Annotated in this window: 7 protein-coding genes and 4 pseudogenes; 8 read left to right on the forward strand and 3 right to left on the reverse strand. The window is 66.6% G+C overall.

The genetic code is table 11. The annotated features are described in order from the left end of the window. Positions 1-243: 243 nt before the first annotated feature. The 3 genes from ACIQ1J_RS13440 (at position 244) to ACIQ1J_RS13450 (ending at position 7224) form a co-directional block, all read left to right on the forward strand. On the forward strand, positions 244-6390 hold the full coding sequence (locus ACIQ1J_RS13440) for a DNRLRE domain-containing protein (RefSeq protein ID WP_403557185.1): 6147 nt from the start codon (positions 244-246) through the stop codon (positions 6388-6390). 80 nt (positions 6391-6470) lie between these two features. Next, entirely contained in the window at positions 6471-6908 is a 438-nt protein-coding gene (locus tag ACIQ1J_RS13445; protein ID WP_403556865.1) for a hypothetical protein, read from the forward strand. 172 nt (positions 6909-7080) lie between these two features. Continuing rightward, positions 7081-7224 (forward strand): hypothetical protein, encoded by a 144-nt coding sequence (locus tag ACIQ1J_RS13450; RefSeq protein WP_403556867.1) that lies wholly within the window; start codon positions 7081-7083, stop codon positions 7222-7224. A 269-nt stretch (positions 7225-7493) separates the two neighbouring features. Here the strand turns inward: ACIQ1J_RS13450 and ACIQ1J_RS13455 are convergent, their stop codons facing one another. After that, positions 7494-8321, reverse strand: a complete 828-nt coding sequence (locus ACIQ1J_RS13455) for a glycoside hydrolase domain-containing protein (protein WP_403556869.1) — start codon at positions 8319-8321, stop codon at positions 7494-7496. Positions 8322-8687: 366 nt separating this feature from the next. On the opposite strand from ACIQ1J_RS13455, the gene ACIQ1J_RS13460 reads away from it, so the two are divergent. From ACIQ1J_RS13460 to ACIQ1J_RS13470, 3 genes and pseudogenes are all read left to right on the forward strand, one after another. Next, complete coding sequence (locus tag ACIQ1J_RS13460; RefSeq protein WP_403556871.1) at positions 8688-9800, forward strand: ISAs1 family transposase; 1113 nt, start codon at positions 8688-8690, stop codon at positions 9798-9800. Between the two features lie 20 nt (positions 9801-9820). Beyond that, positions 9821-10000, forward strand: a pseudogene (locus ACIQ1J_RS13465) (IS256 family transposase); the annotation flags it as partial. Positions 10001-10537: 537 nt separating this feature from the next. Then, the gene (locus ACIQ1J_RS13470) at positions 10538-11326 is read left to right on the forward strand and encodes a serine protease (protein ID WP_403557186.1); all 789 of its coding nucleotides are present in this window, start codon (positions 10538-10540) and stop codon (positions 11324-11326) included. A gap of 104 nt (positions 11327-11430) precedes the next feature. Here ACIQ1J_RS13470 and ACIQ1J_RS13475 read toward each other — a convergent pair. Together ACIQ1J_RS13475 and ACIQ1J_RS13480 are read right to left on the reverse strand one after the other, a co-directional pair. Further along, positions 11431-11835: pseudogene (locus ACIQ1J_RS13475) on the reverse strand (helix-turn-helix domain-containing protein); the annotation flags it as partial. Between the two features lie 4 nt (positions 11836-11839). Next, a pseudogene (locus tag ACIQ1J_RS13480) lies at positions 11840-12810 on the reverse strand (IS3 family transposase); the annotation flags it as partial. A 66-nt stretch (positions 12811-12876) separates the two neighbouring features. On the opposite strand from ACIQ1J_RS13480, the pseudogene ACIQ1J_RS13485 reads away from it, so the two are divergent. Continuing rightward, positions 12877-13209 (forward strand): annotated as a pseudogene (locus ACIQ1J_RS13485) (LuxR C-terminal-related transcriptional regulator); the annotation flags it as partial. 128 nt (positions 13210-13337) lie between these two features. Beyond that, the gene (locus ACIQ1J_RS13490) at positions 13338-14339 is read left to right on the forward strand and encodes a TIGR00341 family protein (protein WP_403556873.1); all 1002 of its coding nucleotides are present in this window, start codon (positions 13338-13340) and stop codon (positions 14337-14339) included. The last annotated feature ends 153 nt before the right edge of the window (positions 14340-14492 follow it).

The raw sequence follows: 14492 nt of genomic DNA on the forward strand, positions 1-14492 counted from the left end.
TTGACGACTAGTCAGTGATCCAGTTCACAGGTCGCCCGTTCGTTGCGCTGTCGATCTTGGGCATGCTTGTCACGCTTTTCCATCTTTTCCTCCTCGATACCTTCACGTATGCATCACATAAGTGATGTGCAGTCAGCAAGAGACCGAGGAATGATGACGGTTCACATACCCGCGCGATCAGGGCGCGGTCGGCCATGGTCCAGCAGGAGTCTGCGTTTCATCGCGGGCACGCTCACGCTGGCCCTGTCGGTCACGCTGGTCGACGGTGCCAGCCCGGCGGACGCCGCCGCGTCGAAAGCACCTGCGGCTCCGAAGAAGCCGGCGGTCACGCAAGCGGCGGACATTCCCTCTGCGCGGGTTGCCGCGCGACTGTCCGGTAGGCGTGTGGAGGCCCTCTCGGAGCGGACCGAGACGTCCACGACCTGGGCCAACAAGGACGGTTCGCTCACTACTGAACTCGCCGCCGGCCCGGTCCGGTTCGAGGACGAAACCACTGGCGACTGGCGGGACGTCGATCTCGATCTCGTACAGGGATCTGACGGCTCGGTCGAGCCTACGGCCCACCCCCGCGGACTGAAGCTCGCGGGCAAGACCGGCGCTCCGGCCACGTCACTCAAGGCGGCACAGGCATCCAAGGCAACCGACTTGGTGACGCTCGGTGAGGGTGAGCAGCAGATCACGCTGCAGTGGAAGGGCGGTCTGCCCGCGCCGAAGCTGGAGGGCACACGTGCTGAGTACGTCAACGCGGTGCCCGGCGCTGACGTGGTGGTCGAGGCCACCCGGACCGGCTTCGAGCAGTTCGTCGAGATCAAGCAGAAGCCTGCCACCGACGGCTACACCTACACCCTGCCGCTCAAGGCCAAGGGCCTGAAGGCGAAGCAGCAGGCGGACGGCAGCGTGCTGTTCACGGACAAGAAGAACAAGAAGCAGGCCCTCATGCCTGCGCCGGTGATGTGGGACTCCACCGTCGACGAGCGCTCCGGCGAGCACACCCGCCGGGTGCCGGTCGCCATGAAGGTCGTGGCCAAGGGCTCCGGCGTCGACCTGGTGATCACCCCGGACGCAAAGTTCCTCGCCGACCCGGCCACGAAGTACCCGGTGACGGTGGACCCCTCCACCTCATCCCTGTCCAGCGTTTTCGACACCTACGTGCAGCAGGGCGAAACCGTCGACTGGTCGAACGACGTCGAGCTCGACCTGGGAAACCCAGGCACGAAGAACGCCGACGGCACGCCGCGCACAGCGCAGTCCTTCATCTCCTGGAACAGCTCCCCTATCCAGGACGCCTTGGTCCTGGACGCGAAGCTGTCCCTGTGGAACTTCCACTCGGGCAACAACGTGGACTGCAAAGCGTATCCGTGGGAGGTGTGGTCCTCGCCCGCGGCCTCCACGTCCAGCCGGTGGACGAACCGGCCGACGATGACGGCCAAGAAGGCCACCTCCACCGAGACGCGCGGCAACACCTCGTGCACCACGCAGCCCGACGGGTGGATCAACGCCAACGTCACGACACTTGTCCAGGAGTGGGCGTCAGCCAAGGCCACCCGCGGTCACATGGGGCTGCGAGCCACTGACGAGAGCGTGGTTGCCCAGTGGAAGCGGGTCAACTCCGCCAACGCGGCCTCGAACCCGCCGAAGCTGGTGGTCAACTACAACTACCGGCCGCGCACCGGCACCAAGCAGGAAGCCGGCCCGCCCTACTTCTCCTACGGCGGCGCCTACACGGTCAACACGGTCACCCCGACGCTGCGGGACACGTTCGTCGACTCCGACGGTGACAAGGTCAACGGCACCTTCCAGATCTTCGACAACGCCACCAACACCCAGGTCGGCGACGTCATCGTCTCGAAATACGTGCCCTCGGGCCAAGTCGCCTCGGTGACCGTCCCTGCCGGTGTGCTGACCAACGGCAAGACGTACAAGTTCCGGACCTCGCCGTACGACGGTGCGCACTACAACGTCGGCTGGTCGGCGTGGAAGACGTTCACGGTCGACACCAGTGCCCCTTCCGCCCCGGCGAAGATCGTCTCGACGGACTATCCCTCGACCGCGTGGGTCAAGGGCGCAGGCCAGGCCGGGATCTTTACCGTGACCCCGCCCGCGGCCGATCACAACTGGCTTGAGTGGTCGCTGGACGGTGTGACGTGGACCAAGGTCGCTACCGGCGGCTCCACGGCGGCCAAGGGCATCAGCATCGTGCCGCCGAAGGACGGTACCCACACCCTGCAGGTGCGGGCCGTGGACAAGGCGGACAACAAGTCCGAGGCCATCGACTACACCTTCCACGCAGGACCTGGCGGGTTCATTCAGCCAGGTGAGGGTGAGCGCACCGCGCGCCGTCTGCCTCTGGTCGCCGAGGTCGATGCCGCCAAGTACGACCATGTGTCCTTCTCCTGGCGCCGTTCGGAGGCCGACCCCTGGGTGAAGATCCCGGCGGGCGATGTGACCTCCAGCGGCACGGCGCTGTCCGCGTGGCCGGTCCCGATGACGGGCGGCAAGAACGCTCCGCTCGTGTGGAATGCCACCAGCACCGTCGACCCGGACGGCAGCGTGCAGATCAAGGCCGACTTCACCGGCCCCAGCTCTGCTTCGGGCAGCACCGAGCCCTTGACCGTGATCGTGGACCGCAACGCCGACGGCGCCGCCGGCAGCGAGGTGGGGCCGGGTTCGGTGAACCTGCTGACCGGTGACTACACCCTGTCCGCCTCGGACGCCTCCGCGTTCGGTCTGTCGGTGTCACGCACCGCCACCTCACGGACACCGGAGAAGGCGGCCAAGCAGGAGGGCCAGGCGCCGATCTTCGGCAAGGAATGGGTGGCCGGAACCGCAGGTGAGCTGACGGACTCCGACTACTCGCACGTTCGCCGGACCTCCGACACCGCTGTGGCCGTCGTCGACTCCGAGGGCGAGGACACCCACTTCACCGCCAACGCCGGCAAGACCGGCTGGATATCCGAGCCCGGCTCCGAGGACCTGACCCTCAAGGGCAGTGTGAGCGGCACCTTCACACTCACCGACACCGAGGGCACGGTCACCGAGTTCACCAAGGCCGACGCGGCAGCCACGACCTGGCAGGTCTCCAGCACCCTGCTGGACGGTCTCGCCAACTCCACCACCACCGTGATCTCCGAAACGGTCACCGTGGACGGCAAGAAGCTGGCCCGCCCCAAGCGGGTCATCGCGCCGACCTCGGCCGCCACCGCCGCCGCCTGCACCACCGCCCCGGCGACCAAGGGCTGCCGCGTCATGGAGTACGTCTACGCCACCTCCACCACCGCCACAGACGCCGCATTCGGTGACGTCAGCGGCCAGGTGAAGGAAGTTCGCCTGTGGTCCACCGCACCCGGAGCAGCAGCGGCGACGTCCAAGTCCGTACAGATGTACCTGTACGACGACACCGGGCGTCTGCGCCAGACCTGGGATCCGCAGATCACCCCGTCGCTGAAGACGGAATACGCCTACGACACGGCCGGCCGGATCATTCAGCAGACCACGCCCGGCGAGCTGCCCTGGACCTTCACCTACGGCAAGGCCGGTAACGCCGCCACCGCTGGAGAAGGGATGCTCCTCAAAGCCACTCGCCCCGGCCTCCAGCAGGGCACGACCGGCACCGAAGCAGAAACCGCAGCCACCAGCGTCGTCTACGACGTTCCGCTGACCGGCACCTCCGCCCCCTACAAGATGGGCGCCGCGGATGTGAAGGCATGGGGACAGCTGGACGCGCCGACCGACGCGACCGCAGTCTTCCCCGCCGACTCCGTGCCCTCCTCCAACACGGGCAGCGCGCTGTCCGCAGCCGACTACAAGCGCGCCAGTGTCCAGTACCTGGGCGTCTCCGGCCGCGAGGTCAACTCCGTCACTCCCGGCGGGCACATCTCCAGCACCGAATACGACCGGTTCGGCAACACGGTCCGTGAACTCTCGGCCGCCAACCGCGCTGTCGCGCTCGGCCTCACCTCCGATGACAAGGCAGCCCAGGCAGACCTCGGCATCGGCCAGCTCACCGGCGCCGAGCGAGCCGACCTGCTGTCCACCCGATCCGTCTACGACGAGACCGGAACCCGCGAGCTGGAGGAGTTCGGCCCGCTGCGGCGCATCGACCTCACCGCCGACCTCAAGTCCGGCACCACCACCCTCGTCCCGTCCGGAACGTCCGTGACCGCCCGTACCTGGACGGTCAATGAATACGACGCCGGACGTCCGACCGACGGAACAGCCAAGGTCAAGGACCAGATCACCAAGGTCACCACAGGTGCTCAGGTGCGGGAGCATTCGAGCATCCAGGGCGAGACCCGGGTGACGCAGACGGTCTACGACTGGGCCAAGGGCCTGCCGACCAAGACGATCAAGGACCCGGGCGGCCTCGCGATCACCGAGACCACCGAGTACGACACCCAGGGCCGGGTCGCCAAGCAGCTCCTGCCAGGAGCCACCGGCACCGACGCCGCGACCCGGGTGACCACCTACTGGTCCGCGACCGGCAGTGGACCCTGCGCCGGACGCCCGGAGTGGGCTGACCTGCAATGCTCCACCAGCGCGGCCGGAGCAATCACCGGCGGCGGCTCCAACCCGACCGCACTGCCGACCACCACCACCGAGTACGACTGGTGGGGCAAGGCAGCCAAGGTCACCGACACCGCGAACGGCATCACCCGCACCACCACGACGACGTACGACGATGCCGGCCGTCCCACCAAGGTCGCCGTCACCGGCGGCACCGGGCAGGCCGTCCCGGAAGCCACCACCGAGTACGACCCGGCCACCGGCCAGGCCGTCAAGACGATCTCGCCGACCGGCGGAACGATCACCAGGGCGTACGACAAGCTCGGCCGCCAGATCTCCTACACAGACGCAGACGGCGGCAAGACCATTACCGAGTACGACCTGCTCGACCGCCCCGTCAAGGTCACCGACACCTCACCCTCCACCGTCACCTACACCTACGACCACACCATTGAGCCGCGCGGCCTGGTCACCAAGACCACCGACTCCATCGCAGGCGCCTTCTCCGCCGCCTACGACGCCGACGGCTCCGTCAGCAGCGAAAAGCTGCCAGGCGGATACACACTCAAGCAGACCGAGGACACCACCGGCTCGGCTGCCGACCGCACCTACACCCGCGACAGCGACGGTGCGATCGTCTACTCCGACACCGTGACCGAGTCGATCCACAGCCAGGTCACCAACCACGCGGGCTGGTCCGACCAGACCTACCGCTACGACAACGTCGGACGGCTCACCACAGTCGAGGACACCTCCGAGACGGTATGCACCCGCCGGGCGTACGCCTTCGACACACGCACCAACCGCAAGTCGCTCACCACGGTGACAACCGCACCCGGCCTCGACTGCGCCACCACCGGCGGCACCACCACCAACCACACCTACGACAGCGCCGACCGGCTCGTCGACACGGGTTACACCTACGACGCCTTCGGCCGCACCACCGCCCTGCCCGCCAGCACCATCGGCTACTACGCCAACGACCTCGCCTACCAGCAGACATCGGGCGGCAAGCGCCAGACCTGGCAGCTCGACGCCAACCTGCGCTTCCGCTCCTGGAAGGTCGAGACCGGCAGCGGCACCACCTGGACCCAGACCCAGTCCAAGCTCAACCACTACGACAGCGACGGCGACAACCCCCGCTGGATCACCGAGGAAACCGCCACCGGCGCACTGACCCGCAACGTCGACTCCGCCTCCGGAGACCTCGCCGCGACCACCAGCAAGACCGGCGACACCGTCCTCCAGCTCACCACCATCCACGGCGACGTCGCCCTCCAGCTGCCGCTGGACACCAGCAAGGTCCCCGTCGCCCTGGACTCGGACGAGTACGGCAACACCCGCCCCGGCCAGGCGGCCACGCGCTACAACTGGCTCGGCGCCAAGCAGAGGTCTGCCGAGACGCTTACCGGCCTCACCCTCATGGGCGTGCGCCTCTACAACCCCACCACCGGCCGTTTCCTCTCCGTAGACCCCATCTACGGAGGTAACGCAAACGCCTACGAATATGTCAACGCAGACCCCGTAAACCGCTTTGACCTCGACGGTAAATGGGGTTGGGTGAAGAAGGCGTTGCGCTGCACTGCAACTAAGTGCCTCTTCTTCAGCAAAAAGAATCGTCATTTCGTGATGCGGGATGGCAGGCCTGGATTGCACTTCAAAAATCACAGAATTCGGGCCGAATGGGATCGGTCCAACGGGTGGCATGTCAATGTTGGGAAGAAGCACTACAGGGCAAGAAGTGCGCTCCGGTATGCGGCTAGATGGGGAGGTCGTGCGGCTAGGATAATTGGTCGCTCTGCAGGTAGGTGGGGGCCGCCCATCTGGATACCGGATGAAGTCCGCCGGTACCGAAACCCCTGCTACAAGAGGGTTTGCGTAGCATAATCCATCAGTAATGCGATATAATGTTGCCCCTCCTTGGTCAACCAAGGAGGGGCAACATGCCTCCCGGAAGAGGTCTCGTAATGCGGTACATTGAATCAGCAAGTCCTCGCGATATGGAAATATTTCTGACCGGACTGGCTTCGGAGCTTCTTTCAATTCGGGCGAAAGTAATTATTGACCTTTATGTCGATGAGTCGATCGCCGATGAGCGAACTCAAGAGGCGTTCGGGAAAATGAAGGAGGCTGCGACTCGAGAGTCGAGCGTTCGCGAACCGCGACGTTTTTCTCGGCGGAGGGATCCATTTATGGGAATGGAGGTCGATTTGGTAAAAACGGATGCGGTTGCCCATTTTTCCCTCCTGGCGCATCGGGTGATCAATGCTGAGGCGTGGTGCGGAGAAAATCAAGTTTTTGGCACGGTGGAATCCCCAGTAAAAGTCTGGGTCGATATGGATGATGAGACCGTCGATAAATTGATTGCTTCCGCTAGTGTCGCCGGGGCGGCAGTGCGAGGTTAATAGACGCGACTCGCTCGGTCGATCGAATATAGAGGGAGACTGTCTGTGACCCGATCTGGTGACGCGCACTTGGCGCCGAAACACGCCCCCCGGGGGCTGGTCCCACAACATGAAGGCCAGTCCCGGACCCGGAGGAACTTTGACAAGCAAAGCAAAGCAAACCTCACGAGCGATGTTTTGGTCCGGGGGGCTCGTCTTCGCCCTAGGGATCACCGTATCCCTGCTCTACGGGCACATGGACGGCGAGCGGCTCTTCTTCTGCTCGACAATCATCCTCGGAGTCGGCTGGGTGGTCGAAAGGGAATCGAACGACTGAATAGCGCACCCGCCTCAGCGAGGGTTTCCCTGTTAGCCTCGATCTTTCGTGACGGGCCGTCGGATTTTCCGGCGGCCCGTCACGAAAGATCGAGGCTAAAGGCGGCCTGAAGGCATCGATACGAGGGACTACCGCCTCGGGGAAGATCCCTCGGCTGAAGCCGCTTGGCGCCTGCCCTCAAGAGACGAGTATCTTCGGGCACCCATGCCTTCGTGCCGCCCCGGCTGGCCTTCCCTCGACCAGCCGGGGCCTTGCTAGGTTGAAGCTTCTCAGCCGATGATGGCGACAGGGGCGTCCCAGGCGTTGCGGTCGACTGTGATGGTGTATCCGCCTCGCGTCTCTCTGCTGTTGACCATGTACTGGTGGCCGCGGCTGTGGTTGGTGTACTGAGCGGGGTTCCACGGCCAGTCGGTGGTGGTCGTGTTCTTTTTGTCCCACAGCGCGTACCAGAGGTTGCCTGGCAGGTCCGTCTTGTTCGGGGCGGTGGCGATGGCCTTGGCACTGGAGCTGCTGAAGCCGTAGAGGCCGCCACGGTAGGTTGCGTTCCGCAGCGTTTTAGTGAAGGAGCGCACATAGGTCAGGGTGGCGTCGTTGCACGCCTTGTCGGTGATGTCGTACGACTCCATGTTCAGGTAGATCGGACTGCCGGCCTTCATCCCGAGGGCTGATGCCTTGGCCACCGCGTCCCTCGCGTTACTCGCACCGACGGAGGCCGCCGTGGAAGCAGTGATCCTTTCCGGGTTCGCGCTCTTCTGGCAGGGCGGCTGCGCGCCGACGTAGAGCGGTATGAGCTTCCAGCCTGTGGAGTTGGCCGACTTCACCCAGGACTTGGTCAGGTTGGGCTGGGCGCAGCCACGGTTCTTGCCGCCGATGTAGACAGCGGCGGCGCCGTAAAACTTCGTGTTCCACGCTTTCATCGCCGCGAGGGAGGGCGCAGTGCACGTATCGAACGCCCGACCGGTGTAGGTCTTCTGCGCGGGCCAAACGGTGGCCGCCATGGATGTCTGTGCTGCGATTCCGGCGCCCGCAGTGACGACAACACCCGTCGTCGCCCAGGCGATGTAGCGGCCCTTTTTGGACAGGCGATGACTGGACAATCCCCACCCCATTCGTATGGCAGCCGACGGCTGCCGTGAATCCGACGCATCTGCGGAGGACAGCTTGCGCGACGCCGCAACTCGACTGCAGACGGGTGCAGCGTCTGCGTAGTGGCGCCGCCTCCGTTTCGGATGCCCGAAGCAGGGCTTGGGCGAGTTCCGTGGTCGGGCGGTTCGTCAGGCTGTGATGGTTTGGGGTGTATAGCAGGGCAGGCACGGGCTTCGTGATCATTGGGGTGTCGAAGCTCAACGATCATGAGGTGGCCCGTGCCTGCCGCTGTATCTTCTCCCATTCCGCCGGTGTTGATGAAGCTAGGTCCGCTGGACATCGGTCAAGTCGCTGACCTGCGGCCTTTCCTGGAGCGGGTGCCCGACCCGCGCGCAAGGCGGGGCCGCTGGTACTCGCTGACCGCGATCCTCCTCGTCTGTGCCTGCGCGGCCGTGTCCGGAGCGAGGAGCACGGACGAGAGCGCCGAGTGGGCGGCGCGGGCTTCGGACACCGTGCTGACGGCCGTAGGTGTCCGTCGGCATCCGCTGCGGTGGCGTCGTTCGCCCTCGCGGACCACGACCGGCCGCGTGCTGGCCGTTGTCGACAGTGGCGCCCTGGACCAGGCCGTCGGCGCCTACCTCACCGGCTTGAATACCGCGGTAACGGGTTCGGAGAAACGGCAGGTGATCGCCGTCGAGAGCAAGTCACTGAGAGGGACGGCCCGCCTGTCCGCCGGCCGCAGGCATCTGCTCTCCGCGGTCACCCACCACCGGGCCCTGAGCCTCGCGCAGGCGGAGGTCGGAGCGAAGACGAACGAGACCATGCACTTCCGGCCTCTGCTGGAACCCCTGGACCTGGACAGATCACTGGTCACCTTCGACGCCCTGCATTCGGTGAAGGCGAACGTCACCTGGCTGGCCGAGACGAAGAACGCCCACTACATCGCCATGATCAAGCGGAATCAGCCGACCGCCTGCCGGCAGCTCGCCGCCCTGCCCTGGCATGACATCACCGTCCAGCACACCGCATCCTCCACCGGACACGGCCGCCGTGAGTCCCGCTCCATCAAGACCTGCGGCATCGCCGACGAACTCGGCGGGATCACCTTCCCCCACGGCCGCCTCGCCCTCCGCGTTCACCGACGCCGCAAGCAAACTGGCGGGCGCGAGAGCCGCGAGACGGTCTACGCCGTCACCAGCCTCGACGCCCACGCGACCACCCCGGCAGAACTCGCCGCCGCCGTCCGCGGCCACTGGGCCGTCGAGGCCCTGCACCACGTGAGAGACGTGACCTATGCCGAGGACGCATCCACCGTCCACACCGGCACCGGACCCCGCGCCATGGCCACCTTCCGCAACCTCGCCATCGGCCTGCTCAAAACCCTCGGAGCCACCAACATCGCCAAGACCACCCGGGCAATCCGTGCCCAGCCCGAACGAGCCCTCCCACTCCTGGGCGTCACCAACAACCCCGACGCTCAGGGAACTTGATCAAGCCCTGGAACCTCGAGGCCGTCCGGGCGCGCGGACACTTCCCCAACGAGGCCGCGGCCATGAAGTGCGTCTACACGGCCCTCATGAGCCTGGACCCCACCGGAAAGGGCCGAAAGCGGTGGACCATGCGCTGGAAGGCACCCCTGAACGCCTTCCAGATCGCCTTCGAAGGCCGGCTCACCCCGGCTGCCAACTGACCCACTACAGAAACTGGATCAGCCGTTTACTGGACACACCCCCGTCAGCTTGGCCGTGAGCCGTACTTCGTCGGGTCTCCCGGCCGCCTGGCGGCGCTCGGCATCGGCGCACCAGTATTGCTCGGACAGCAGAGACGACGGTCGATCAACGCCCGTCCCCAGCTGGCGGCGGAGAAACCCGGCCTCTTCTTCGAGGTCCCGCACTCTCGTCTTCGTCAGGACGCCGTTCCGCCTGCGGTCCAGCAGGGCTGCAGATCCAGGCGTCCTTCTCCGGGCTCGACAAGGGTGCCGGTCGCCCTGGGCGGCGCAGTAACTCCTTCGGGTGACTTCTGCGCTCCGGTGACCTCGGTTGGGAAGAAGGCCAAGGCCGAATCAGGCCAGGCACGACGGCACCTGGCTACCCGATGCGTCACAGGGGAAGCCGGGCAGGCATGGTGCCGTCGGCGGGAACTGGCGCGATCATGCCAGGGTCGTCTGACACATCGGAAAGCGGAAGGAACGGCTGTGCGCTGGAAGAGGAATCTCGCTGTGCTGCTGATGGGCGCGTGCCTGGCGGCGGGCCTGCAGGCCGGGCCGGCCACGGCCATCGTCGGAGGAGGGGAGGCGAATCCCCTCAGCCATCAGTTCATGGCCGGCCTGGTCGACACGAAGCATCGCGTGTTCTGCGGGGCGACACTGATCTCCCCCAGGTATGTGGTGACTGCCGCGCACTGCCTTCAGGGGACGCAAGCCCAGAGCTTGAGGGTTCTGCTGGGCGATCACGACATCAGCAAGGCCATGGAAAACCCCTACACGAAGCTGGTCCAGGTCGACCACATCAGAGTTCACGAGAACTACAACCACTACACCCAGGACGCTGACATCGCCTTGGTAAGACTCGTGGCGCCAGTGGAGAGAAGCGGGGGCATCAGGGAGGCCTACCTGCCCTGGCAGCACGCGCCCGGTGCCTTCGACAACGTCCGCGTGACGGCTATGGGCTGGGGCAGCCAAAGCCTCGGCGGCCCGGCGAGCAGCGTCCTGCAGAGCGTCGGCCTCGACACGATGACCAACGCCGAGTGCGTCAGCCGAGGCATGGAGGACGTCACGTCCGGCAGTATCTGCACCCACACACCGGGCCGGGACACCTGTGTGTTCGACAGTGGCGGTCCTGTGACCTACGACGCGGGGTACCCCGTCCTGATCGGAGTCATCTCCTACGGCAGGGGCTGTGCCACCGACAGTCCCTCCGTGAGCACTCGCGTCAGCTCTTATCTGCAATGGATTGTCCAGAACACCCCCGACGCCGTCTATGAAACGAGCGGGACCTGGCCCGCTTCCCGGCGCTGACATCACTATCCGCCAACTGCCATGGGACCGCCGTAGGAACGTGGCCGGGTGACCGCTACCCCGCCGGCCGGGTGGCGGGGCGGGGAGCGGTGGCCGGACGGTCAATCGGTCCGGCCCCAGAGTGTGGCGGCGTTGCGGCGCAGTTCGCGAGAGATTGTCCCGGGGGCACGCCCCAGGGCACGGGCGATCTCGCGCACGCCCTTGCTCATCGCCCTGAGGATCGCGATCTCCTCGCGTTCCTCGAACGTGAGGTACCGGCCCGAGGGCTCGGCCAACGAGATCGGAGGCATGCCGCCAGCGTGACGAAACCACCTCGCGCCCACCGGCCACGACACGCCGACCGCCAGCGACGCCTCGGCCGTCGTGACCCCCGTGGCGATCAGTCGCCAGAACTGGCGCTGCACGACCCGAGACGGATCAGGCCGCCCCGGCGAGCGCATCGCCGGCCGCAACGCACGGTCAGCGCGCCACTGCCGACGCCGCCCCTCCGGAACATCGCTGGTCTTCAAACTCCAGTCCGCCGTGGCCACGTCGCACACCTCCAAGATCAGGGTGTTGCGACGACCAGTTGAAACCACCCTGGGCGCCGTGATCGGTGTGCAGGACCGCCCCGGCGAGGCCGCCGCGGGTCCGCTCGGCGGCGGCCAGGGCGTCGGTGACGAGGTCGGTGCGCATGTGGTCCGCGATCGCCCAGCCGGCAAGATGCCGTGAGGCGAGGTCGATGACGGTGGCCAGATAGAGGAACTTCCCGCCGTCCAGCGGGAGATAGGTGATGTCGCCGACGTACTTCGTGTTCGGCGTGCTTGCGGTGAAGTCGCGGCCAATGAGGTCTGGGGCCTTGGCCGCGGCCGGGTCGGCAACAGTGGTGCGGTGTCTGCGGCGCGAGCGCACGCCCGCCAGACCGGCACCCCGCATCACGCGCGCGATCCGCTTGTGGTTGACGCGCTCGCTCGCCTCGCGGAGCTCGGCGGTGATCCTGGGGACGCCGTAGGTGCCGTCCGACTCGTAGTGCACGGCCCGTATCCGGGCGGCGAGGCGGGCGTCGGCCGCCTGCCGGGCGGCCCGGTCCGCAGCGGTGCGGCGCCAGTAGTAGAAGCTGGAGCGGGCGATGCCGAGGATGGTGCACAGCCGCTTCACGCCGTAGCGGCGGTGGTGGTCGGCGACGAACTGGAAGCGGTTCACCAGCGCGTCTCCCCGGCGAAATACTTCGCCGCCTTGCGCAGGATCTCGCGTTCCTTTTCCAGCTCGCGGACCTTCTTGCGCAGAGCTGCGTTCTCCGCCTCCAACGGCGTGGGCGGCTCGGCCGGTACCTCGGCTCGGCGTCCCCGGGGCCGGCTCGCACCAGCGGCCCGGACCCAGTTCCGCAGGGTCTCGGGATTGATCCCCAGATCGGCAGCGACCTGCCTGATCGTCGCTTCGGGCCGCGACTGGTACAGCGCGACCGCGTCCGCCTTGAACTGCGGCGGATAGTTCTTCATGACCACGAGATGTCCGTTCTCAGATCCTCAGGATCCAGCGTCTCGGGTGTCCAAGATCAGGGGTCAAGGCCCAAGGACGCCTTGCCCGAGGACCTGGCCGCCGCCGTGCGCACGGCCGCCGCCGGACGCACGACACTGGCACCGACCGTCGCCGACCGCCTGATGAACCGGCTGCGCACACCGGGCACCGCCCTGACCCGGCGCGAGACCGAAGTCCTTGTCCTGGTCGCCGACGGCCTGTCCAACCAAGCCGTCGGCGACCGCCTCCACCTGACCGAAGGCACCGTCAAGGCCCACCTGGCTCGCGTCTACGCCAAATGCGGGACGGTGATCTCCCCGCCCCGCAGGAGCTGCACCGTGGCCCGAACCGGTCGTCAGACTCTCGGAGGTCCGCTCCAGGGGTGACATCACCGACGCGACGAGTTCCGGCGGGCCAAGGAAAAGATCCTCCACTGAACCCGGGCCCTGAGCCGGACGTGTCCCTGCTCGTGTCCTGCCCGCCGAAACCGTGCTGACCGTGGTTGCTTGGGAACGTGATCAGCGCAGTTCGTACCCATGTCCTGCCAGCCTCCCAACGTCGCTCGCTGGACGAACTGAGCCAGGACCTGGACTTGTCGACCGGGGACACCACATCCAAGCGTTCTGCGTTCTGGACCATGCTGACGCTGTCGTCGGTCATCGCGGCCGGCGGAGTGCTCACGGACTCGACGGCCACCGTGATCGGCGCCATGATCATCGCGCCGCTGTCCACACCGATCATGGGTATCGCCCTGGGCTCGGTGCAGCGCCGCCGCACCGGGTCGGCCAGGACCGTCCTCCTTGCGTGCCTGTTGGTGATCGCCGTCGGGATGGTGATGTCGGTGGCCCTCCCCAGTGATTACGACCTGCTGTCCAACAGTCAGATCTCGTCGCGGACGTCGCCCGGCCTGATGGCTTTGATCGCCGCCCTGGCGACCGGCTTCGCCGGCGCGGTGGCGCTGGCTCGGCGGGATGTCGCAGCCGTGCTGCCCGGTGTCGCGATCGCCATCTCCCTCGTTCCGCCCCTGGTGGTGGTCGGGGTGTGTCTGGGACAGCTCTCGGGATGGCTGGCGCTGGGCGCGCTGGTGCTGTTCGTGTCGAACCTGTTCGCCCTGGTCTTCGGGGGCATGGTGGTGTTCGCCTCGCTCGGCTACGGGGTGGAGGCCGACAAGGCTGCCGGACGGCCCGCCCGCAGCGCATACGCCGCCATGGCCCTGCTGTTCGCCGCGGTGACCGTTCCGCTGACGGCCAACACCGTGCTGACGTTCCTGCTCAACACATGGACCGGCAGCACCAAGGACGTGGCGCAGCAGTGGCTCGCCGAAACCCCCGGCGCGTCCGTCACGAGCGTCGACGTGAATTCCCGGACGATGTACATCCACGTACGCACCCCGCAGGACCTCCCGCCGGTGGAGTCTCTGCTCGACCGGCTCGAGGGACGCATCCCGGACGGCATCCCCGTCGTGGTGGACGCGTCACGTGGTCGGCGCATCGACGCCGGGGTGGTCGGCGACTGAGCGTCGCACGGCGGCTCATCCAGCCGTCCCGGCCCCACGGTGTGAGCGCCTCAGCGCCACCCCGTCCGGCTGCGAGTGAGGTTCACTCCTGGACACGCGTGCGCCGGCCGCCCTCGCGGAGGCAGAGGGTGCCGGCCGGTGGCCGGACAGTGA

Origin of the sequence: Streptomyces sp. NPDC097107, assembly GCF_044762405.1 — a bacterium.
Lineage (GTDB): Bacteria > Actinomycetota > Actinomycetes > Streptomycetales > Streptomycetaceae > Streptomyces > Streptomyces thinghirensis.